15 protein-coding genes and 1 pseudogene are annotated in these 22,930 nt (G+C 61.6%); 9 read left to right on the top strand and 7 right to left on the bottom strand.

What is annotated here, in order from left to right; genetic code table 11:
• Positions 1-103 precede the first annotated feature (103 nt).
• Entirely contained in the window at positions 104-1,558 is a 1,455-nt protein-coding gene (locus AC1DKH_RS27465; RefSeq protein WP_477788384.1) for a TrkH family potassium uptake protein, read from the top strand.
• Here AC1DKH_RS27465 and AC1DKH_RS27470 read toward each other — a convergent pair.
• On the bottom strand, positions 1,515-2,576 hold the full coding sequence (locus AC1DKH_RS27470) for an AraC family transcriptional regulator (protein ID WP_477754472.1): 1,062 nt from the start codon (positions 2,574-2,576) through the stop codon (positions 1,515-1,517). The genes AC1DKH_RS27465 and AC1DKH_RS27470 overlap by 44 nt on opposite strands.
• 160 nt (positions 2,577-2,736) lie before the next feature.
• Between AC1DKH_RS27470 and AC1DKH_RS27475 the strand changes: the two genes are divergently transcribed.
• The gene (locus AC1DKH_RS27475; RefSeq protein WP_477754473.1) at positions 2,737-3,048 is read left to right on the top strand and encodes an Mpo1-like protein; all 312 of its coding nucleotides are present in this window, start codon (positions 2,737-2,739) and stop codon (positions 3,046-3,048) included.
• A 27-nt stretch (positions 3,049-3,075) separates the two neighbouring features.
• Positions 3,076-3,666: an HD domain-containing protein gene (locus AC1DKH_RS27480; protein WP_477754474.1), complete on the top strand. Its 591-nt coding sequence runs from the start codon at positions 3,076-3,078 to the stop codon at positions 3,664-3,666.
• Positions 3,667-3,810: 144 nt separating this feature from the next.
• On the opposite strand, the gene AC1DKH_RS27485 is transcribed toward AC1DKH_RS27480, so the two are convergent.
• Positions 3,811-4,626, bottom strand: a complete 816-nt coding sequence (locus AC1DKH_RS27485) for a UDP-2,3-diacylglucosamine diphosphatase (protein WP_477754475.1) — start codon at positions 4,624-4,626, stop codon at positions 3,811-3,813.
• 134 nt (positions 4,627-4,760) lie between these two features.
• Between AC1DKH_RS27485 and AC1DKH_RS27490 the strand changes: the two genes are divergently transcribed.
• Both AC1DKH_RS27490 and AC1DKH_RS27495 read left to right on the top strand, forming a co-directional pair.
• A complete protein-coding gene (locus tag AC1DKH_RS27490; RefSeq protein ID WP_477754476.1) occupies positions 4,761-5,525 on the top strand; it encodes an AraC family transcriptional regulator in 765 nt (254 codons plus the stop codon).
• Between the two features lie 71 nt (positions 5,526-5,596).
• The gene (locus tag AC1DKH_RS27495) at positions 5,597-6,490 is read left to right on the top strand and encodes a DMT family transporter (RefSeq protein ID WP_477799908.1); all 894 of its coding nucleotides are present in this window, start codon (positions 5,597-5,599) and stop codon (positions 6,488-6,490) included.
• Here AC1DKH_RS27495 and AC1DKH_RS27500 read toward each other — a convergent pair.
• From AC1DKH_RS27500 to recQ, 4 genes are all read right to left on the bottom strand, one after another.
• Entirely contained in the window at positions 6,484-6,771 is a 288-nt protein-coding gene (locus AC1DKH_RS27500) for an Rdx family protein (RefSeq protein ID WP_477754478.1), read from the bottom strand. The genes AC1DKH_RS27495 and AC1DKH_RS27500 overlap by 7 nt on opposite strands.
• 33 nt (positions 6,772-6,804) lie before the next feature.
• The gene (locus tag AC1DKH_RS27505) at positions 6,805-8,043 is read right to left on the bottom strand and encodes a type IV pilus assembly protein FimV (protein ID WP_477762553.1); all 1,239 of its coding nucleotides are present in this window, start codon (positions 8,041-8,043) and stop codon (positions 6,805-6,807) included.
• A 127-nt stretch (positions 8,044-8,170) separates the two neighbouring features.
• A complete protein-coding gene (locus AC1DKH_RS27510) occupies positions 8,171-8,605 on the bottom strand; it encodes a MarR family transcriptional regulator (protein ID WP_150724407.1) in 435 nt (144 codons plus the stop codon).
• Between the two features lie 118 nt (positions 8,606-8,723).
• Positions 8,724-10,850 (bottom strand): DNA helicase RecQ, encoded by a 2,127-nt coding sequence (recQ, locus tag AC1DKH_RS27515; RefSeq protein WP_477799909.1) that lies wholly within the window; start codon positions 10,848-10,850, stop codon positions 8,724-8,726.
• 438 nt (positions 10,851-11,288) lie between these two features.
• On the opposite strand from recQ, the gene AC1DKH_RS27520 reads away from it, so the two are divergent.
• From AC1DKH_RS27520 to lapD, 4 genes and pseudogenes are all read left to right on the top strand, one after another.
• Positions 11,289-11,876, top strand: a complete 588-nt coding sequence (locus AC1DKH_RS27520) for a UPF0149 family protein (protein WP_007975277.1) — start codon at positions 11,289-11,291, stop codon at positions 11,874-11,876.
• Between the two features lie 10 nt (positions 11,877-11,886).
• Positions 11,887-12,282, top strand: coding sequence for a YbaN family protein (locus tag AC1DKH_RS27525; protein WP_477762555.1), 396 nt, complete (start codon positions 11,887-11,889; stop codon positions 12,280-12,282).
• Positions 12,283-12,397: 115 nt separating this feature from the next.
• A pseudogene (locus tag AC1DKH_RS27530) lies at positions 12,398-12,988 on the top strand (transglutaminase-like cysteine peptidase); the annotation flags it as partial.
• Between the two features lie 43 nt (positions 12,989-13,031).
• Positions 13,032-14,972, top strand: a complete 1,941-nt coding sequence (lapD, locus tag AC1DKH_RS27535; protein WP_477799910.1) for a cyclic di-GMP receptor LapD — start codon at positions 13,032-13,034, stop codon at positions 14,970-14,972.
• Between the two features lie 110 nt (positions 14,973-15,082).
• Here the strand turns inward: lapD and AC1DKH_RS27540 are convergent.
• Positions 15,083-22,930, bottom strand: a 7,848-nt coding sequence (locus AC1DKH_RS27540) for a beta strand repeat-containing protein (protein WP_477799911.1), incomplete at its 5' end; no start/stop codon positions are given.

Here is a 22,930-nt window from a genome sequence, read left to right on the forward strand (position 1 = left end):
TTTGTGCGGCTATTCTAGCGGTAACTGCCGCAGCAGTGCCGGTTTACATGCCCTGCCTCGCGGGTAGAATGGCGCCCTTTCCACTATCAGCCGAGCGGACCTCATGGCGTTGCCGACCTTACGGATCATTGGTTTCATCATCGGCATCTTCCTGATAACGCTGGCGATTTCCATGGTCGTGCCCATGGCCACGCTGGTCATTTTCGACCGCACCAGCGACCTGCCGTCGTTCCTCTGGGCCAGCATGATCACCTTTGTCGCCGGATTGGCGCTGGTGATTCCGGGGCGCCCCGAGCACATTCACCTGCGCCCCCGGGACATGTACCTGCTGACCGTCAGCAGCTGGCTGGTGGTGTGCATCTTCGCCGCGCTGCCATTCCTGCTGACCCAGCACATCAGCTACACCGACTCCTTCTTCGAAAGCATGTCCGGCATCACCGCCACCGGCTCGACCGTGCTCAGCGGCCTGGACACCATGTCCCCCGGCATCCTGATGTGGCGCTCGTTGCTGCACTGGCTCGGCGGCATCGGCTTTATCGGCATGGCGGTGGCGATCCTGCCGCTGTTGCGCATCGGTGGCATGCGGCTGTTCCAAACCGAATCGTCGGACCGCTCGGAAAAAGTCATGCCCCGCTCGCACATGGTGGCGCGCCTGATCGTGGCGGCGTACGTCGGCATTACCATTGTCGGCAGCCTGGCGTTCTGGTGGGCCGGGATGAGCCTGTTCGATGCGATCAACCATGCGATGTCGGCGATTTCCACCGGCGGCTTCTCCACCTCCGACCAGTCTTTGGCCAAGTGGCCGGAGCCTGCGGTGCATTGGGTCGCGATCGTCATCATGATTCTCGGTGCCCTGCCGTTCACCCTGTATGTCGCCATGTTGCGTGGTAACCGCCGGGCGCTGATCAAGGATGAACAGGTTCAAGGCCTGCTCGGCATGCTGCTGGTGACCTGGCTGGTGCTCGGTACCTGGTACTGGTGGACCACCAAGCTGCATTGGCTGGAAGCACTGCGGCATGTGGCGCTGAACGTGACGTCGGTGGTGACGACGACCGGTTTCGCACTGGGGGACTACAGCTTGTGGGGCAATTTCTCGCTGATGCTGTTCTTCTATCTGGGGTTTGTCGGCGGTTGCTCCGGCTCGACCGCGGGCGGTATCAAGATTTTCCGCTTCCAGGTGGCCTATATCCTGCTCAAGGCCAACCTTAACCAACTGATCCACCCGCGAGCGGTGATCAAGCAGAAGTACAACGGTCACCGCCTCGACGAAGAAATCGTGCGCTCGATCCTGACCTTTTCGTTTTTCTTCGCAATCACCATCTGTGTGATTGCGCTGCTGCTGTCGCTGCTCGGCGTGGACTGGATGACCGCCCTGACCGGCGCGGCCAGCACCGTGTCCGGTGTCGGCCCGGGGCTCGGCGAAACCATCGGCCCGGCGGGCAACTTCGCCACCCTGCCGGATGCCGCCAAGTGGATTCTGTCGTTTGGCATGCTGCTGGGCCGACTGGAGATCATTACGGTGTTTGTGCTGTGTATTCCGGCATTTTGGCGTCATTGACCGCTTCAGATATTTGCATCAGCCGCATCCGGTACTCGCCGGGTGTGGCATCGAACCAGCGGCGGAAAGCACGGAAGAAGTTGCTCGGATCGGCGAACCCCAGCAAGTAGGCGATTTCCAGCAAGGTCATGGTCGGTTGCGCCAGGTACTGCTCGGCCAGTTCACGCCGGGTATCGTCCAGCAGCACCTGAAAACTCGTGCCCTCTTCCTGCAAACGCCGTTGCAAGGTGCGCTGGGACAAATGCAGCGTCTGCGCCACGGTGTCGCGCTTGGGCTCGCCCTGTGGCAACAGGCGACACAACACCTGCCGCGCCTGGTGGGTCACGCGGCTTTCGGAAAAGCGCGTCAGGTACTCGCCGGCAAAGCGGTCATGCAGCAAGGCCATGGCCTCGTTGGCCGTCGGCAGGGGCGCTTCCATGTCCGCGCGTTCGAAAATCAGCGCATCGTAAGGCGCGTTGAACAGCAGCGGTGCATGAAAGGCTTGTCTATAGGGTTCAAGGTTGACCGGCTCGGCGCCTTGCAACAACACTTTGCGTGGATGCAACGTACGCCCGGTCAACCACCCGCACAGCGCCAAGGCACAGGCCAGTGAAGCTTCGGCGCTTTGCCGGGTTGGCGGCAGATGGTCGCCATGTACCGTCAGAATCAACGCGTAGTCTTCTTCCAGCAGCTTGAAACTCAGGTCGGCACTTTCGGCGATGATCCGCTGATAGCGCACCAGACGCTGAAAGCCTTCGGCCAGGGTCTGACTGGACATCAAGGCGTAACCGGTCACATGAAACTGCGCCGGTCGCACCACCTTGCCCATGTTCAGGCCGATGGCCGGGTTGCCGGACAGCTCGACCGCGCGTTGCCACAGCCGCGTCATGGAGTCTTGCGGGAAGCGTGCATCCGGATCATCCAGTGCCGCGTAGTCGAGCCCCAGCTGTGTGAACAGAACCCGGCAATCCAGGCCGTCCATCTCCAGCGCTTTGACAATCCCCATCGCCCAGCTTGCAGAAGTCGTTCGTTCGCTCATGGCGTTTTCTAACTTGGTGAGCCGCATGCGACGGCTATTGACCGAAGGATACTAAAGTGGCGCCTATTGTCACTGGCTGATGCCATTGATCACTCTAGACTCAAATAAGCTACCCGCAGAACAACTTGCAGCAAGAACAATAACCACAGAGATCGCTGTCGTGGAAAACGTCAAACGCTTCAACAGCTTCGCTGAGTTCTACCCTTACTACCTCAGCGAGCACAGCAACAGCACCTGTCGCCGTTTACACTTTATCGGCACGACGCTGGTTATCTTGATTCTGTCGCTGACCATTGGTCGCGGAGCATGGATGCTGTTGTGGACCCTGCCGCTGGCAGGTTACAGCTTTGCCTGGGTCGGGCATTTCTTCTTCGAGAAGAACCGCCCGGCAACGTTCCAACACCCCTTCTATAGCCTGCTCGGCGATTTTGTCATGTACCGGGACATGCTTATGGGGCGCGTTCCGTTCTAGCTGACATCCGTCACCAGAGAGTTGCCTATGAATGCCAATGCCCGCTTCACCCACATGAAGGACGGCACGCAGGAAGACTGGGCGATCATTGCCGCGGACTTCAGTGCCTACGCAAGACAATTGCCTGCACGGATTGTGGCGCACCTGAAGTTACTGGAGGGTGATTTCGGCGGGTTCCCGGTGGATCGCCTGAGCCACTCCCTGCAAACCGCCACCCGCGCCTGGCGCGATGGTCGCGACGAGGAGTACGTGGTCTGTGCCCTGCTCCATGACATCGGCGACACCCTGGGCTCCTACAACCACCCGGACATCGCGGCGGCGATCCTCAAGCCATTCGTCAGCGCCGAGAACCTGTGGATGGTGGAAAAGCACGGGATTTTCCAGGGCTACTACTTCTTCCATCACCTGGGTATGGATCGGCATCTGCGTGAGCAATTCCAGGACCATCCGCAGTACCAGGCGACCGTCGAGTTCTGTGCCAGGTACGATGCGGCGGCGTTTGACCCGGCGTACGACACGCTGCCGTTGAGCTTTTTCGAACCGATGATGGAGCGCTTGTTTGCGCACCCCAGGAGTTCGATCTACAAGGCGGCGATGGAAGAGCACGCGCCGGTCTGACAGATCCAGCGGGACCGCTTCGCGGTCCATCGCGAGCAGGCTCGCTCCCACAGGTTTTGCGGCGTCCACAGAATATGTGTTCACTACAGATCTACTGTAGGAGCGAGCCTGCTCGCGATGAGGCCCGCACAGGCACAGTGATCATCAAGCCAGCTCGGTGACCCTGGCCGCCTTCAACTGCGCCTCCCGCGCCTGCGCATCCGCCAACCGGTACAGCTCGATCGAACCATCCCAATGCTCGATCAGCGCCGTGCACGACTCCACCCAGTCGCCGCAATTGAGGTAGTCCACCTCGCCGACCTTGCGAATCTCGGCATGGTGAATGTGCCCGCACACCACGCCGTGCAGCTCGCGCTTGACGCATTCATGGGCGATGGCTTCCTCGAAGTCGCTGATAAAGCTGACCGCGGTTTTCACCTTGTGCTTGAGGTAGGCCGACAGCGACCAGTAGCCGTAGCCATATCGCGCGCGCCAATGATTGAGCCAGCGGTTGAGGGTCAGGGTGAATTCGTAGGCCGAGTCACCGAGAAAGGCCAGCCAGCGATGGTAACGGGTGATCACATCGAACTGGTCGCCATGGATCACCAGCAGATGCCGGCCGTCGGCGGTGACGTGCACGGCTTCGTCCACCAACTGGATATTGCCCAGGATCAGCTTCGAATAGCGGCGCAGGAATTCGTCATGATTACCGGTGACGTAGATCACCTCAGTGCCACGCTTGCTCATGGTCAACAGGCGACGGATCACGTTGGTATGCGCTTGCGGCCAGTACATGCCGCCGCGCAGCTTCCAGCCGTCGATGATGTCGCCGACCAGGTAGATTCTGTCCGCGTGGTAGCTCTTGAGAAACTGCGACAGGTGTTCAGCCTGGCAATCCCGGGTGCCCAAATGCACGTCGGAAATCCATAAAGTCCGTACGCGTTGCTTACGGGTGGGTTTGGCGAGCTCGGCGCTGGTCATGGGCAACCCTCTGGCAAGTTTTGCCAAGTCTGCCCCGGCCCGGTTAATCGTCCATGACAGCGTCAAGTCAGTCCTGTGACAGCGCTTGCAGGCCCGCTCGGTGTAGACTGACGCCCTGAACCGGGAGACCTGCGATGAGACCGATCCTCACGCTTCGCCAATACAGCCATGACCTGATCGTCCACAGCCACGACCACGCGCAATTGGTGTTCGGGCTTTCGGGTGCCCTGGATTTCGAGGTTGACGGCCGTGGTAGTCAGGTGGTGCAACAGAGTTTCGTGGTGATACCGTCGGGCGCTCATCATGCGTGTGGCAGCCCCAATGGCAGCCGCTGCCTGGTGCTGGATGTGCCCGGCGAACAATGGGTTGCCCAGTCGTTGGGCGATCACGCCGAGTCCAGCCGGCGCTTGCTCGACAACGCCGGCCGACTATCGCTGGATGCCGGGCAAAGCCAATTGGTCAGTTGGCTGGCGAACAGTCCGGTCGATGATCCGCTGATTGCACAACAAGGCGCGGTGCTGCTACTGGCCAGTCTCAACAACGCCAGGCCCGACACCGTCGGCGGTCGGCGCCTGCCCTATGCCGCGCTGAATGCACACATCGATCAGTATGCGGCGTACCCGCTGCAAGTGGCCGATCTGGCCCGGGTGGCCGGCCTTTCCAGTGCCCGTTTGCATGCGCGGTTCGTGGCCGAGTGCGGGCAGACGCCGATGGACTACATCCGCAGCCGCCGCCTGCACATCGCGGTGGGCTTGCTGCGCAACTCGGCGCTGCCCATCGGCGAGATTGCCAGCCGCGTCGGCTACAGTTCCCAGAGTGCCTTTGCGGCGGCGGTGTTGCGCGAGTTCGGGGCATCGCCCGGGAAACTGCGGCGCGAGGCTGGCGACAAAGGACGATAGTCTGCCGACAGACTTGATGGGCGATTACGCGCTTCAATGATGCCTCTGTTCATTTGTCGTCAAGGATTGCAATGACTCCCCGTACCGCCCTTGGCGCCCTGCATATCGGCGCATTGATGTTCGGTCTGACCGGCGTGTTCGGCAAACTGGCCGCCGCATCACCGGCGATCATCGTTTTCGGCCGCGCCGCTTTTGCCGTGCTTGCGCTGGCGTTTTTTGCACGGTTCGCCAGCCAGACGCGCTGGCAGAAACTCGAGGCCGTGGACTGGCGTCGACTGCTGCTCAGCGGCTTGTTGCTGGCCGGGCACTGGGTGAGTTTCTTCATTGCGGTGAAAGTCGCAGGCGTGGCGATTGCGACGCTCGGCTTCGCCAGTTTCCCGGCCTTTACCGTGATCCTCGAAGGGCTGATCTTCCGCGAGCGCATTCACGCCAACGAGATCGTGCTGGTGCTGCTGGTGAGTATCGGGCTGGTGCTGGTCACGCCTGATTTTGACCTGGCCAGCGGCGCCACCACCGGTCTGCTGTGGGCCGTGGGTTCCGGGTTGTTGTTCGCCCTGTTGTCGCTGACCAACCGTGCCAGCTCCGGGCGCGTCCCGCCCGTGCAGGCAGCGCTGTGCCAGAACGTGGTGGTTGCCCTGTGCCTGCTGCCGGTGGCGGCGCCTCAATTGAACGAAGTGCGTGCCATCGACTGGCTGTGGATCGGCTTGCTCGGTGTGCTCTGTACCGGTGTCGCCCACAGCCTGTTCGTCGCCAGCCTCGCGGTGATCAAGGCACGCACCGCCGCCGTGGTGTTCGCCCTGGAGCCGGTCTACGGCATCACCGTCGCCTGGTTGCTGTTCAACGAAAACCCGACCCTGCGCATGTTGCTGGGGGGCGCGCTGATCATTGTGGCGATTGTGGTGTCCAGCAGGTTCTCAAGTGGCACAAGCAAGAAAGCCGTTACAGCCGAGGCCGCGTCTCACTGAGTGCGGTCGTTGTGCCCCAGGTCGCGGTCCGGGTCGATCTGGTCGCGGACCCGCTGCTTGAGCACTTTGGCCTCAGGGAAGCCACCGTCCGCCTTGCGCTCCCAGATCTGCACAGCGTCACAGTAAACATGAAAGACCCCGCCGGTGCCCGGCACCAGGGAGACTTTGCCCAGGTCATCACCAAAGGTGCTGAGCAGTTCCTGGGCCAGCCAGGCCGCACGCAACAGCCACTGGCATTGCGTGCAATAGGTGATGACGATTTCCGGTTTGCTGACGGTCATGATGGGGCTTGACTCCAGAGTTTGACGACGCCGCTATGATAGCCCGACCGGAGGCTGCCGAGACGGCGAAGCGGGTTGCGCCTCCAATTCGAACGCAGGCTCGATCATGGCCAGAGCAGCCGACTGCTGGTTCTCGTTTGGGCTGATCACGTCCCAACTCGACACCATGGACAACTCCTCCAGGTTGAGCCGGTACTCATCGTCAGCGGCGGATTCGCCGGATATCGCCAAACCAGGAACCACCGCCACGGCAGCTGCGCCCGCGATGGAGCGATGGCTATCGACCCGCTCAAGCTCATCGTTGGCTGGCACCGCGACTGGTTGCCTGACGGTGGGCCACGTGACAGGCTCGGTAAAAAGCTCCGCCAACGGTTCATGCTGCGACGACAGCATCTCTGAAGTTGTGGCCTGATGCTGCTGGCGTCGGTGGCGAACTAACCAGCCCAGCGCCAGCAACGCCATCAGCGCTGACACGCCGGCAATCGGCAGCCAGCCAATCCCGGGACTTTCAGCAACGGCGGGGGCTGGCGTCACCGCGTCGCTAGCAACGGGTTGCGCCTTTACCTTCTTGAGCTCCGCCAGTTGGGTTTGCAGTTCGGCCAACTGTTTTTTCTGGCCGGTGATCAGCTCATCCTGGCCTTGAAGCTTCTCGTTGAGCTCATCGACAGTGGTTTGCAAACTGTGGTTTTGCAGGGCGCTGACGGCCAGTTGTTCGACTGCGGGATCAACCACGGGGACGTCCGTTTCTGACGTCGTCTTGGCCACGGGTGACGGCGGTACGACCGGTTGAACACTGGGGAATGCGGACGCCGGGGAACTGAAAACCGGTTCATCGGCGGCGGGAACAACGCCTGGCGAACCCGGCGGATCGATCAGTACCGTGTACTCGCGTAATAACCGACCGTTGGGTTGATCGAGTTGCACGAGGAAATTCAGGAAGGGTTCACTGACCGGTTTGCTGGAGGTCACCTGGATCACGCTGCGATTACCGCGCAGGACCGGGGTGAACTTCAGGTTATTGAGGAAAAAAACCCGGTCGACCCCGGCACGGCTGAACTCGTCTGCCGCTGCCAGACTCACCGACAGCTCGTTCTCTTCCAGGCCAGCCGCATCCACCAGTGCAATATCGGCACGCAGCGGTTGATTCAGCGCCGAATGCAGGGTGATTTCACCCAGGCCCAGTGCAGGCGCCCATGCCGAATAAGTGACAGCGGCCCCGGCCAGCAACCACTGAGAACCACCGCGTAAAACCAATCGCCAGCACTTGAGCATGAGCATCCTTGAGATTCACAGAAATTACCCGTACGCGTTCGTACATCCGTTACGAACACGATAATGCCGAGTAGTTCTTATAGTCTGCCCAATGCGGTCTCTCAGAAGCCTGGCGTTCGGTTATGCCTCAAGATTTTTCAAGGTTGCCCAGGATATGCCCGTGAACCCGCATGCACACCTTCAAATCCGCCTCATCGACGCCTTCGAACAGTTCGTGACGCAGTTGCGTGGCAATGGTTTCAATTTGTTCGATCAGGGGACGCGCCGGCGCGCAAAGCACGATTTTCTTCGCCCGACGGTCTTCGAGCACCGCCTGGCGTTGCACCAGGCCCTGGCTTTCCAGGCTGTCGAGCAAACGGGCCAGGGTCGGGCCTTCGACACCGACGCTTTGTGCCAGTTCACGCTGGGTCGGTGCTTCATCGAAACGCGCCAGGTGCAGCAGCACCAGCCAGCGCGCCTGGGACAAGCCCATGCCCGCCAGACGGCGGTCCAGTTCGGCACGCCAGCCACGGGACATCTGGGCCAATTGCATGCCAAAGCGGTGTTGATCGGTTAACGGCATAAAACACTCATGATTAGACTGAAATAAATAAAAACTAATTATTAGTCAGCTAAGCATGAGCCTCGACTTGAGGCAAGGCTTGATCTGTAGTGAATCGTTAAATCAGCACCAGGATGTCTCAAATCTCGAACTCCGACTGCAAGGCAGCACGAACGCAGTACAAGACCCCTTCCGGCACTCGGCCCGCGAACAACGCGGCGATCTCGGAAACCGCTGGCAATTCACCTTCGCCGTCGAGGAAGGCGTCCTGGACTTCTCCCATCAGGTCTTCAGGCAGATCCAGCGCCTGTTCCAACGACAACTGCTGCTTGCCAATCGCTTCGGCCAGCATGGTGTAGACGTTCTTTTCCGAGCACTGCAACTGACCGGCGATCTGCACCGGCGTCATCCCGGCCCGTGCCAACGTGATCAGTTCGTGACGTACGTCGGCCACCACTTTCGGCGCCTCGACCTGGCCGCCGAGCACTTCGAGGAAGGCCTCGCCGTAGCGCTCCAGCTTGCGCGCGCCGACGCCGCTGACCGTGGCCATTTCCGCCAGCGAGGTCGGTTGGCTGCGCAGCATCTCCAGCAAAGTCGAATCGGGGAAGATGACGTACGGCGGCACGCCATGTTCTTCGGCGAGCTTGCGCCGCAAGGCGCGCAAGGCTTCCCACTGTTCGCGCTCCTCGCCACGGACCAGCTGGCTCGCCTGGCTCTTGCTGCTTTTCGCCACGGTTTGCGCCTTGAGGTCGCGGCGCAGTTCCAGGGTCACTTCACCTTTGAGTAGCGGCCGACACGTATCACTCAGACGCAGACCGCCATACCCCTCATGGTCAACATCGGCCAGACCGCGAGCCACCAATTGGCGGAACAGGGAGCGCCACTCGCCTTCGGCCCTCGCCTTGCCGACACCAAACACCGACAGATGCTGATGACCGAAGTTGCGGACCTTTTCGTTGTCCTTGCCGAGCAGTACATCCACCAGGTGCCCGACCCCGTAGCGCTGACCGGTGCGGTAGATCGCCGACAGCGCCTGACGCGCAGGCTCGGTGGCATCCCAGGTCTGCACGCCGTCGACGCAGTTGTCGCAATGACCGCAAGGCTCGGGCATGTCTTCGTCAAAGTAGGCCAGCAGCGTTTGCCGACGGCAGCGGGTTTCTTCGCAGAGCGAGAGCATGGCGTCGAGCTTGTGCTGCTCCAGGCGCTTGTGGCGCTCGTCGCCTTCGGAGTTCTGCAGCATCTGCTTGAGCATCACCACGTCTTGCAGGCCGTAAGCCATCCAGGCATCCGCCGGCAGGCCGTCACGGCCGCCACGACCGGTTTCCTGATAGTAGGCTTCGAGGGATTTCGGCAAATCGAGATGCGCGACAAAACGTACGTTGGGCTTGTCGATGCCCATGCCGAACGCCACCGTGGCGACCATGATCAGGCCTTCCTCGTTGAGGAAGCGTTTCTGATGGTAGGCGCGCATATCGTTGGGCAGGCCGGCGTGGTATGGCAGCGCCGGGAAGCCTTGCTCGCTGAGGAATGCTGCGACTTCCTCGACCTTCTTGCGCGACAGGCAATACACGATGCCAGCATCGCTGCGGCGTTCGGCGAGGAACGCCAGCAACTGCTTGCGCGGCTGCTCCTTGGGCACGATGCGATAAAAGATGTTCGGCCGGTCGAAACTCGACAGGAAGCGCTCGGCGTCTTGCAGGTGCAACCGGGTGACGATTTCTTCCCGGGTGCGCTTGTCGGCCGTGGCGGTCAGGGCGATGCGCGGCACGTCGGGGAACATTTCCGCCAACTGGCCCAATTGCAGGTATTCCGGACGGAAGTCGTGGCCCCATTGCGACACGCAGTGGGCTTCGTCGATGGCGAACAGGGCGATGTCCAGCCCCTGCAGGAAGGACAGCATGCGCGGCTGGACCAGACGTTCAGGCGCCAGATAGAGCATCTTCACTTCACCGCGGCGGATACGGACAGCCAGGTCGCGCTGCTGCTCGGCGCTGAGGGTGGAGTTCAACGCGGCGGCCGCCACGCCCAGCTCTTCGAGGGTGGCGACCTGATCGTCCATCAGTGCGATCAGCGGCGAGACCACCACCGCCAGGCCTTCGCGCAACAGCGCCGGGACCTGGAAGCACAGGGACTTGCCGCCACCGGTAGGCATCAGGACCAGGGCATCGCCACCACTGGCCACACGCTCAATGATTTCACCCTGGCGGCCACGGAAACTGTCGTAGCCGAAGATGTCCTTGAGGACGCGTTGAGCCTGTTCGAGCATAGAAACTCCAAAAATCACCGAAACATCCCTGCAAGGCTGGTTCAGAACCCGCGACGCTGCACCGACAAATCGTAAGTGCACATTGCATGACGCTTCACATTTCAGCCGTGACGCCAGCAGGGCATCACAAAACGCGCGAGTATACCCGAGCCCCGTCCGGCAAAGGGTGCCGCTGATAAGACACCGGCTAACCTGATTTGCAAAAAAACTGTGGGAAACCTGTGGGAGCGAGCTTGCTCGCGATGAGGCCATCACAGTCAACATTGATTTCGCCTGAACCACCGCCATCGCGAGCAAGCTCGCTCCCACAGAGATACCGCTTGACCGAACTGTATGGGGGGCAGCGCCCACAAACGGGCAAATATGCCGTGCGGCTGGCCCAAGTGCTCAAGAAGGCCTAGAATTCCCGCATCGAACATTCCCCAAGGTAGTCCTTTAATGTCCTTCGCTGAGCAACTAACCCGCCTGCAAGTCTTCCTCGACGCCGATGAACTGCATGACGAGGCGCTGGACTACGTGGCCGCCCACGGCTACCTCACTGCGCTGTCGATCTGCTCCGAAGTCGTTCCGGACCGTGAATGGATCGATGCCCTCTTCGCCGAAGAGCCGCACTACAGCGGCGAAGCCCAGCGCGAAGAGATCGAAGCCACGCTGATCGGCCTCAAGGCCCACATCGCCCGCCAACTGGCCTCCGACGAAGAGTTCGAGCTGCCGTGCGACCTCGACCTGGGCGACGACCCGGATGATTCCGAACTGCGCGGCTGGTGCATCGGTTTCATGGAAGGTGTGTTCCTGCGTGAAGAAGCCTGGTTCGAAACCGCCGAAGACGAAGTCAGCGAAATGCTGCTGCCGATCATGGTCGGTTCGGGCCTGTTCGACGAGCAACCGGAGTTCTCCGACATTGCCGCCGATGCCAACCTGATGGACGACATGATCGTGCAGATCCCGGAAGCCCTGACCGCGCTGTACCTGCTGTGCAATGCTCCAGACGAAAAGCCGGCGATTCTCAAGCCACGTCACCACTAAGATCCGGCCTATGGACAACCCCATAGGCAACCGCCCCCTGATGTTGCGCTACGTGCTGCTGGCCATCGGCTGGCTGAGCGTGGCGCTGGGGGTGATCGGGATTTTCCTGCCGGTATTGCCCACCACCCCTTTCCTGCTGCTGGCGGCCGCCTGCTTTGCCCGCAGTTCACCGCGCTTTTATCAATGGCTGGTCGAGCATCCCCGGCTTGGCCCATGGATCCGCGATTACCTCGACGGTAACGGCATTCCGCTCAGGGGCAAGGTCTACGCCATTGGCCTGATGTGGGCGAGCATCCTGTTCTCCTGCTTTCTGGTGCCGCTGCCCTGGGCACGGGGCTTCATGCTGACCAGTGCGGTACTCGTGACCGTCTACATCCTCAAGCAGAAAACCCTGCGCAAATCCTGAAGTTCCCCGGGACTGTTGTGGTAAGAGAGCCAGTGCGAGTACCGACCCGACGACCTGCCCTCCCCCCGCAAAAACTCCACCTAAACTTCCCCCATCTACACTCGAGCAGCCAGACATGGCCCGCAGTCTGCGTAGTCCAGGATGGCCAGCGCTCCGACTTCGGCTCGGCGGCTGGATGCTGCTGGCTGGTCTGCTACTGACTGCATTCAACGGGGTCCGGGCCGACTGGGATTTTTCACAGATTCTGCAAACCGTTGAACAACGCTACGGCCCGCCGGGACCGGCGCGAGGCCGGATCGAAGCCTGGAGTCAAATGCTGCAGAGCGCACGCGGCGCGCCCGAACCTGAGCAACTCAACGCGGTGAACCGCTTCTTCAATCAGCAGCTGAACTTTCAGGACGACACGCGCATCTGGCAACAGACCGATTATTGGGCCACCCCCGTCGAAGCCCTGATCAAGGGCGCCGCCGACTGCGAAGACTATGCCCTGGCGAAATACTTCAGCCTGCGCCGACTCGGCATTCCCAGCGAAAAACTGCGCTTCACCTACGTCAAGGCCCTGAGTCAGAACCAGGCGCATAGGGTGCTGACGTTCTACAGCCCCCCCACGACCGACCCGCTGGTACTGGACAACCTGATCGGCGATATCCGCCCCGCGTCCCAACGCAAAGACCTGCTACCGGTGTACGCCTTCAATGCCGAAGGCTTCGACATAGGGGACGGCTGACCGCCATGGCAAGGAGCGATGTATGACACTGCGTAAACAGCTGTTCCTGGCCATCTGCCTGTTCCTGTTGGTGGCGTTCAGCGGCAGTTTTTTTGCCAGCCTGGAAAGCTCCCGCGAGCAAACCCTCAGTCAACTGCGCGCCCACGCCCAGGACGCAGCCACCGCGCTGGGGCTGTCACTGACCGCACAGGTCGATGACCCGGCCATGATGGAGCTGATGGTCAGCTCGATTTTCGACAGCGGCTATTTCAGCAGCATCCGCGTCATCAGGCTCAAGGATCAGCAAACCCTGGTGGAGCGCAGCGCACCGGCGAAAATCGACGGTGCGCCTGACTGGTTCGTCAACCTGGTCGACCTGCGCCCGGAAGGAGGGGACGCCTTGATCATGCGCGGCTGGGAACAACTGGCACGGGTCGAAGTGCTGAGCAATCCGCAATTTGCCCTGGCCAAGCTCTGGGACAGCACCCTCGGCAGCCTGATCTGGTTGCTGTTGTGCGGGCTGTTCAGTGCGGTGATTGGAGGATGGATGCTGCGCCTGCAATTGCGCCCACTCGACAGCATGGTCCGACAGGCTGAAGCCATCAGTAAACGCGAGTTTCTCAGCCTGCCGAAACTGCCGCGCACACCGGAACTGAAACGGGTGGTGCTGGCGATGAACCAGATGGTCGAGAAGCTCAAGGCGCTGTTCGCCGAAGAAGCCGCACGCAGCGAAAAACTGCGGGCCGAATCCTATCTGGACAGCCTCACCGGCCTGGCCAACCGGCGCCTGCTCGACGAGCAACTGGCCGACCATTTACGCGTGTGCGAACAGCGCCGCGATGGCCATTTGCTGATGTTGCGGATCAACGACCTGAACGGGCTCAACCAGCGACTGGGTGGCCAACGAACTGACGCGCTGATCAGTGCCGTGGGCGAATTGCTCAAGCGCCTGACTCAGTTGCCGGAGCGTCGCACCTGGCTGGCGGCACGCAATCGTGGCGGCGAATTCAGCCTGCTGACACCGGGTCTGGACGCTGAAAATGCCGCTCGCCTGGCCTCAGATATCAGCGTCAGCCTGGAGAACCTGCGCCTGACCGGCGCCAGCGATTGCATGCCCGTCGCCCATCTGGGCGTCGTCGCCTATCGCCCCGGAGAGCCGATCAGCAACGTACTCCTGCGCCTTGACCAGGCACTGACCGAGTCCCGGCAGCATCCCGAACATCCCTGGGTGCATTTGAGCCATCGTGACACCGCGCCGAATCACTCCCAGCACGACTGGCGCACCTGGATCGACGATGCCTTGACCGAAGGCAAAATGCAGCTGTACTTCCAGCCCGTCGTGCAATGCGCCGACACCCAACACGTGCTGCATCACAAGGTGCTCGCACGCCTGCTCGACCCACAGGGCGAAGCGATTGCCGCCGGGCACTTCCTGCCGTGGATCGAGCGTCTCGGCTGGTCGGCACGGTTCGACCTGGCGATGCTCGAAGCCACGCTGGACGATCTGGTGCTCAACCGCAGGCCCTTGGCACTGAGCCTGTCCGGCAACACCCTGCGCGATCCAGAGCAGTGGCGGACCATCCTCGACCTGCTCGACTCCCTCCCGGATCTGGCATCACTGCTGACCCTGGAAATCGACGAGCGCCAATTGCCGTCACCCGAAGCACTGCAACGCTTGAGCAGCAGCCTGCTCAAGAGCGGTTATCGCATCGGCGTGCAACACTTCGGTGGGCGCTTCAGCCAGATCGGCAACCTGACCCAATTGGGGTTGGCGTACCTGAAAATCGATGGGGCCTACATTCGTAACATCGACGAGCAGACAGACAAGCGGATGTTCATCGAAGCGATCTTTCGCGCGACCCACAGCATTGATTTGCCGCTGATTGCGGAGATGGTCGAGACGCATGGGGAACTGGAAGCGATCAGGGAGTTGGGTGTGTTCGGGGCCATGGGGCGGTTGATCGGGGCGCCAGAGCCGATGTGATGATGGGTACATCGAGGTTCTGTAACCACTGATTGGACATCGGCCTTTGACCCGGGCAAAAAAAACCCGCCCCCTTCACAGGGATGGCGGGTTTTTAGTGGGCTTTCAGTTCACACGGTATCCACCTTCAACGAATGGTCATTGAGCATGCCGTTGATGATAGTCGCCGTGTCATGCCCGCCCGCGATCACCCCGCCCGCCCCCGGCGTTACACCGTAATGACTGGCGAGGTTGACGCCAGCCAGGTCGATGGTCTGGTTCGGCGCGGCGCCGGCCATGGCGCTGACGTCGATGCTGGTCACCGTCGACGGCCCGCTGCCGGTGACGGTGAAGTGCAGGTAGTCATCCAGTGAAGCCGTGGTGCCGCTCTCCCCTTGCAGCAGCTGCGACAGGTCGAGCTTGTCGGTGCCGGGGGTGAAGTCGGTGATCACGTCATGGCCGCTGTTGCCCTTGAGCCACTGGAAGGTGTCGACCCCGGTTCCGCCGGTCAGGGTGTTGTTGCCCAGGCCGCCGATCAGCCAGTCATCGCCGCCTCCGCCGTTGAGCATGTCGTTGCCCAGGCCGCCGTTGATCACGTTGCTGTTGTTGTCACCGGTCAGGGTGTCGTTGAAGTTCGAACCTGTGAGGTTTTCGATACCGGTCAGGGTGTCCGAGCCCGCGCCCAGGGTGTTCTGCGCAGCGAGCAGGCTGAGGTCGACAGTCACTCCGGCGCTGGCATGGGCGTAACTGGCCGTGTCGATGCCCGTGCCGCCGTCGAGGATGTCATTGCCCGGGCCGCTGAAGAGCAAATCATTGCCCGCGCCGCCGTGCAGCTCGTTGTTGCCGGAGCCGGCAGTGAGCACATCGTTGCCGCCGCCAGCATTGATGAGGTTGTTGCCCGTGCCCGCCACCAGTACGTCATCCCCGCTGGTGCCGGTAAGGGTGTGGCCGTCCTGATAGCTGATGGTCAGGTTGGCCGAGTCGCTGCCGCCATGGTTGTCGTTGGCGGTGTAGGTGCCGTGGTAGTCCGGGGTGACGTCGTGTGCCCCGGCGTAATTCACGGTCATGGTCAACTGATAGTCTTCCGCCGCATTCGTATTGCCGTTACCTGGGTTGGCAATGTTGGTCATGTGGATCTGGTAAGTGCCATCCGCACTTGCGGTGATGGTGGCGCCATCGGCGATGCTGACGAACGCCCCACCGTTGAGCGAATACTCCATCGTGACGTGCCCGGGGTCCAGGTTGTGATCGAGGTTGAGCGTCTCACCTTGTTTCAGCTTGACCGTGATGAGGTCTTCATTGTTGCCATCGGAGCTGTTCGCTTTGTCGAGATAGCCACTGATCACCAGCAGCGCCGTCATGGTCGCCGTGTTGGCCGCAAAGGCATTGCGCACGTCTGCCAGACTCTGGTTGGCAGGGTTGTTGTTGGTGCCGGTGAAGTTGATCGCGCCGGTGCCGGTGAAGTCCGCGCCCTTCACTATCCAGCCGGTGTTGAAGGAGGTCGGTGTCGCCGAGAGTTGATCGCCGTTGGGATCGGTGTCGTTGGCCAGCAATAGTTCGCCCGGCACCACGACGGTGCCCGAGAGCACGTTGGTGATGACGTTATCATCGGCGGCCACTGGCGGTGCATTCGGTATGACCTTGACCGTCAGGGTGGCGCTGGCCAGGTCGCCGTCGTTGTCGCTGGCAGTGAATCCGATGGTTTCGGTGATCAACACCGACGTGGTTTTCTGCGAAATGTAGGCGTATTCACCGGTGTCGAGATTGATCTGCAAGGTACCGCTGTTGTTGGTGGCAATGCTCAACGTGTTGTCCACGGTGTTGAACGTGCCGTGGTTGAGCCCGCCGCTGAAGCTCAGCGAGCCCTGATTGCTATTGCCGCTCGGATCGTAGGTGTACGTGGTGCCGTCCACCGTGACGGTCTTGATGAAGCCGCCATCGGCGCCGAATGTGCCGCCCTCGCCCAGCAGCGAACCGGTGACCGGTGCGCCGATCACGGTGCCAGACAGCACCGAGTTGAGCTGGTTGAGATCGGTCACCACCACTGCATCGGTGTCGGTGTGGCTGCTGCCGTCATAGGCCAGTGGATTGAGGTTGGCGTTGCTCACGCCGCTGCCCAGGCCGATCGCGTAGTTCTTGATGTCGTTGGCATCGAGGAAGGCTTTCAGCGCGGTCTCGTCGGCGGTGCCGATTTCCTGGCCGGTGGTGGGCTTGCCGTCGGAGAAGAAGTAGCCGACGTTTTGCGCACCGGTGAGTTTGCCCGAGGTGTTGAACGCGGTCTGCATGGTCGCCACGGCCGCGTCGTAGTTGGTATTGCCGTTCGCGCTGAGGCCGCCCAGCAGTGTCTTGGCCGTCGCGACATCGACCCACACCGAGGTCATGTCGGTGGCGCTGCTGCTGAAGGTGACAAGCTGCACTTTCACATCGCCGAGGTCGTCGTATTTATCCAGCAAGGCACTGATGGCCTGCTTGGCCAGATCCAGCCGCGACAGGTTCGACACGCCGGAAGGGTCGGCCATGCTGCCGGAGACGTCGAGCACGATCAGCAGGTTGGAATCGATCTCCACCGCCGCCACCGAGCGATCCGTTGCCACCGCCCTGGGCACGTCATCGACAATGTTGACCACGAGGGTGCTGGTGCTGCTGTTGCCCAATGCATCGGTGGCTTTGTAGGTGAAGCTTTCACTCAGGCTGTTCGGCCCGTCGTTGGCATTCGGCGAGGTTTTCGGCGCCGAGGTGAGGGTGTAGGTGTAGCTGCCGTTGGGGTTGAGCAGGATCTGCCCGTAGGTGCCGGTGGCGCTGCCGACCAGGGTGTAGGTGAGCGCGCCGCTGCCACCCGAGACCGAACCGACCAGGGTCCCGGACGCGGTTTCGCCTGTGTTGCCCGGGTCGCTGCCGGTGACTGTAGCGGCGGCCAGGTCCTGCCCGTCCTGGCTCAGGTCGAGGGCTTTTTCGTAGACCGTCACGTCGCTATCGGGGTTGGCCTTGATGATGCTGTTGGCCACGTCGATGGTGATGGTGGTAGTGCTTTCATCGCCATCGGAGTCGCGCACGGTATAGGTGAACGTATCAGTGGCCCCCGCATCGCCGACCGAATTCTGGTTGCTGTGATACACCGCGTTGCCGTTGGCATCGAGGGTCAGATAGCCATAGGTGCCGTTGATCTGGTTGCCCAACCCGCCAATGGCCGACGTCGAGGTATTGCTACCGGCGCGTACGCCGACCACCGTCGCCGGACCGTCTGCGCCACTGACGTCGTTGCCCAGCACACTGATGTTGACCGTGCCGCCCTCCGTCACCGACGACGAGTCAGGTTTGGCGCTCGGCAAGTCATCGACGATGTTGACGTTGATCTGCCCGGTCGCCGGGTCGCCATCGGTATCGGTAGCGACGACGTTGAAGTTCTCGGTGAGGCTGTTGGCGCCGTTGGCCGTTGGATGGGCTTCGTTGTCGTTCAGGGTGTAGCTGTAGCTGATCACCCCGGTCGCGGCGTTGAAGCCGGTGATGGTCAGCGTGCTGCCCAGTGGCGTAACGGCCGTCAGCGGGAAGCCTGCGACCACTCCACCGCTGACGACAGTGATGCTGCCGACGGTCAGGGTTTGCAGGCCATCGAGCGCAGCCACCGTGAAAGTCCCGCTCTGGGTCAGTGCCGAGGTGTTGGGGCTACTGCCGTCGCTGAGGTTTTTTTCGTAAACCGTCAGCTCACCGCCATACACGTTGAGGCCGTTGAGGGTCACTGGATCGTCGTTGTTGTAGACGTTCAGCACCAGGTTGGCGGTGCTGCTGTCGCCGTCCGCATCGGTGAGGGTGTAGGTGAAGGTTTCGCTGCCGTCGCCGCCGCCGTGCAACGCCTTGAAGTCGGCATCGCTGGTGTTCAGCGTGTAGGTGTAGGTGCCGTTGGCATTCAGCACCAGGGTGCCGTAGGTGCCGGTGAAAGTGCCGGGGGTGATCGGGCTGGCGCTTTCTCCGAGCGTCACGCGGTCGGCGCCTTGCACGTCGTTGCTCAGCACATTGCCGCTGAGGGTCAGCAGGGTTTCCGAAGCGGTACTGGCGTTGCTGTCGTACACGGCTTTTGGCAGGTCGTCGACGATGTTCACGTCGAGGCTGCCGGTCGCAGTGGTGCCGTTGTCGTCGACCACGGTCACGGCGAACTGCTCGGGCAGGGTGTTGGCGCCGTTGGCGGTCGGGTGGGCTTCGTTGTCGTTGAGGGTGTAGCTGTAGCTGACCACGCCAGTGGCGGCGTTGAACCCGGTAATGGTCAGGGTGCTGCCCAGTGGCGTGGTGATCGACTGCGGGAAGCCGGCGGCCACGCCACCGCTGACCACGGCAATACCGCCCACGGTCAGGGTCGTTACGCCATCCAGCGCGGTGATGGTGAAAGTGCCGCTCTGAGTCAGGGCTGGTGCGTCCGGGCTGCTGCCGTCGCTGAGGTTTTTTTCGTAAACCGTCAGCTCACCTCCATACACGTTGAGGCCGTTGAGGTCCACCGGATCGTCGTTGTTGTAGACGTTCAACACCAGGTTGGCGGTGCTGCTGTCACCGTCCGAATCGGTGAGGGTGTAGGTGAAGGTTTCGGTGCCGTCGCCACCGCCGTGCAATGCCTTGAAGTCGGCATCACTGGTGTTGAGGGTGTAGGTGTAAGTGCCGTTGGCATTCAGCACCAGGGTGCCGTAAGTCCCGGTGAAAGTGCCAGGGGTGATCGGGCCGGTGTTTTCACCGAGCGTCACGCGGTCGGCGCCTTGCACGTCGTTGCTCAATACGTTGCCGTTGAGGGTCAACAGGGTTTCCGAAGCCGTTGAAGTATTGCTGTCGTACACGCCTTTTGGCAGGTCGTCGACGATGTTGACGTCCAGCGAACCAGTCGCGGTGGTGCCGTTGTCGTCGACCACGGTGACGGCGAACTGTTCGGGCAGGGTGTTGGCGCCGTTGGCCGTCGGGTGCGCTTCGTTATCATTGAGGGTGTAGCTGTAGCTCACGACACCGGTCGCCGCATTGAACCCGGTGATGGTAAGGGTGCTGCCCAGTGGGGTGGTGATCGACTGCGGGAAGCCGGTGGCCACACCACCGGTGACCACGGCGATACCGCCGACGGTCAGGCTCGTGACGCCGTCCAGGGCGGTGACGGTGAAGGTGCCGTTCTGGGTCAGGGCTGGTACGTCCGGGCTGCTGCCGTCGCCGAGATTTTTTTCATAAACCGTCAGCTCGCCGCCATACACGTTGAGGCCGTTGAGGGTCACCGGATTGTCGTTGTTGTAGACGTAGAGCACCAGGTTGGCGGTGGTGCTGTCGCCGTCGGAGTCGGTGATGGTGTAGGTGAAAGTTTCGCTGCCGTCGCCGCCGCCATGCAGGGCTTTGAAATCGGCATCGCTGGTGTTGAGGGTGTAGGTGTAAGTGCCGTTGGCATTCAGCACCAGGGTGCCGTAAGTCCCGGTGAAAGTGCCAGGGGTGATCGGGCCGGTGTTTTCACCGAGCGTCACGCGGTCGGCGCCTTGCACGTCGTTGCTCAGCACGTTGCCGTTGAGGGTCAGCAGGGTTTCCGAAGCGGTACTGGCGTTGCTGTCGTACACGGCTTTTGGCAGGTCGTCGACGATGTTGACGTCCAGTGAATCGGTCGCGGTGGTGCCGTTGTTGTCGACCACGGTTACGGCGAACTGCTCAGGCAGGATGTTGGCGCCGTTGCCAGTCGGGTGCGCTTCGTTATCGTTAAGGGTGTAGCTGTAGCTGATCACGCCAGTGGCGGCATTGAACCCGGTGATGGTCAGGGTGCTGCCCAGCGGGGTGGTGATCGATTGCGGGAAGGCGGCGGCCACGCCACCGGTGACCACGGCGATACCACCGACGGTCAGGGTCGTGACACCGTCCAGCGCGGTGACGGTAAAGGTGCCGTTCTGGGTCAAGGCTGGTGCGTCTGGGCTGCTGCCGTCGCTGAGATTTTTCTCGAATACAGTGAGTTCGCCACCCTCAACATTCAAACCGCCAATCGTGATCGAGTCATCGTTGTTGTGGATCTGCAGCACCAGGTTCGCCGTGCTGCTGTCGCCGTCTGCATCGGTGAGGGTGTAGCTGAAGGTTTCGGTGCCGTTGCCACCGCCATGCAGGGCTATGAAATCGGCATCGCTGGTGTTGAGGGTGTAGGTGTAGGTGCCGTTGGCATTCAGTACCAAAGTGCCGTAGGTGCCGGTGAAAGTGCCGGGGGTGATGGGGCCGGCGTTTTCTCCGAGCGCTACCCGATCGGCGCCTTGCACGTCGTTGATCAACACGTTGCCGTTGAGGGTCAGCAGGGTTTCCGAGGCCGTTGAAGCATTGCTGTCGTACACCGCTTTTGGCAGGTCGTCGACGATATTGACGTTGATCTGCCCGGTCGCACTGTCGCCATCGGTATCGGTGGCTACGACGTTGAAGTTCTCGGTGAGGCTGTTGGCGCCGTCGGCGGTTGGGTGAGGTTCGTTATCGTTGAGGGTGTAGCTGTAGCTGATCACCCCGGTCGCGGCATTGAACCCGGTGATGGTCAGCGTGCTGCCCAGTGGTGTGGTGGTCGATTGCGGGAAGCCCGCGGCCACACCACCGCTGACCACGGCAATGCCGCCGACGGTCAGGGTTTGCAGGCCATCGAGCGCGGCCACCGTGAAAGTCCCGCTCTGGGTCAGTGCCGACGTGTTGGGGCTGCTGCCATCGCCGAGATTTTTTTCATAAACCGTCAGCTCACCGCCATACACGTTGAGGCCGTTGAGGACCACCGGATCGTCGTTGTTGTAGACATTCAGCACCAGGTTGGCCGTGCTGCTGTCGCCGTCAGAGTCGGTGAGGGTGTAGGTGAAGGTTTCGGTGCCGTTGCCGCCGCCGTGCAACGCCTTGAAGTCGGCATCGCTGGTGTTGAGGGTGTAGGTGTAAGTGCCGTTGGCATTGAGTACCAGGGTGCCGTAGGTGCCGGTGAAGGTGCCGGGGGTGATCGGGCCGGCGTTTTCACCCACGGTTACCCGGTCGGCGCCTTGCACGTCGTTGCTCAGCACGTTGCCATTGAGGGTCAGCAGGGTTTCCGAGGCCGTTGAAGCATTGCTGTCGTACACGCCATTGGGCAGGTCGTCGACGATGCTCACGTCGAGGCTGCCGGTAGCAGTGGTGCCGTTGTCGTCGACCACGGTCACGGCGAACTGCTCAGGCAGGGTGTTGGCGCCGTTGGCCGTCGGGTGCGCTTCGTTGTCATTCAGGGTGTAGTTGTAGCTCACGACACCGGTCGCGGCGTTGAACCCGGTGATGGTCAGGGTGCTGCCCAGTGGTGTGGAGATCGACTGCGGGAAGCCGGCGGCCACACCGCCGGTGACCACGGCAATACCGCCGACGGCCAGGCTCGTGACGCCGTCCAGCGCGGTCACGGTGAAGGTGCCGCTCTGGGTCAGAGCCGGTGCGTCCGGGCTGCTGCCGTCGCCGAGGTTTTTTTCGTAAACCGTCAGCTCACCGCCATACACGTTGAGGCCGTTGAGGACCACCGGATCATCGTTGTTGTGGATCTGCAGTACCAGATTGGCGGTGCTGATGTCGCCGTCGGCGTCCATCAACGTATAGGTGAAGCTCTCCGTCGCACTGCCGCCGCCGTGCAAGGCCTTGAAGTCGGCATCGCTGGTGTTGAGGGTGTAGGTGTAAGTGCCGTTGGCATTCAGCACCAGGGTGCCGTAAGTCCCGGCGAAGGTGCCGGGGGTGATCGGTCCGGCGTTTTCACCCGCCGTTACCCGGTCGGCGCCTTGCACGTCGTTGGTCAACACGTTGCCGTTGAGGGTCAGCAGGGTTTCCGAAGCCGTTGAAGCATTGCTGTCGTCCACTCCATTGGGCAGATCGTCGACGATGTTCACGTCGAGGCTGCCGGTCGCAGTGGTGCCGTTGTCGTCGACCACGGTCACGGCGAACTGCTCAGGCAAAGTGTTGGCGCCATTGGCGGTTGGGTGGGCTTCGTTATCGTTGAGGGTGTAGCTGTAGCTGATCAC

The sequence above is a fragment of the Pseudomonas sp. 05L36 genome, assembly GCF_056398125.1.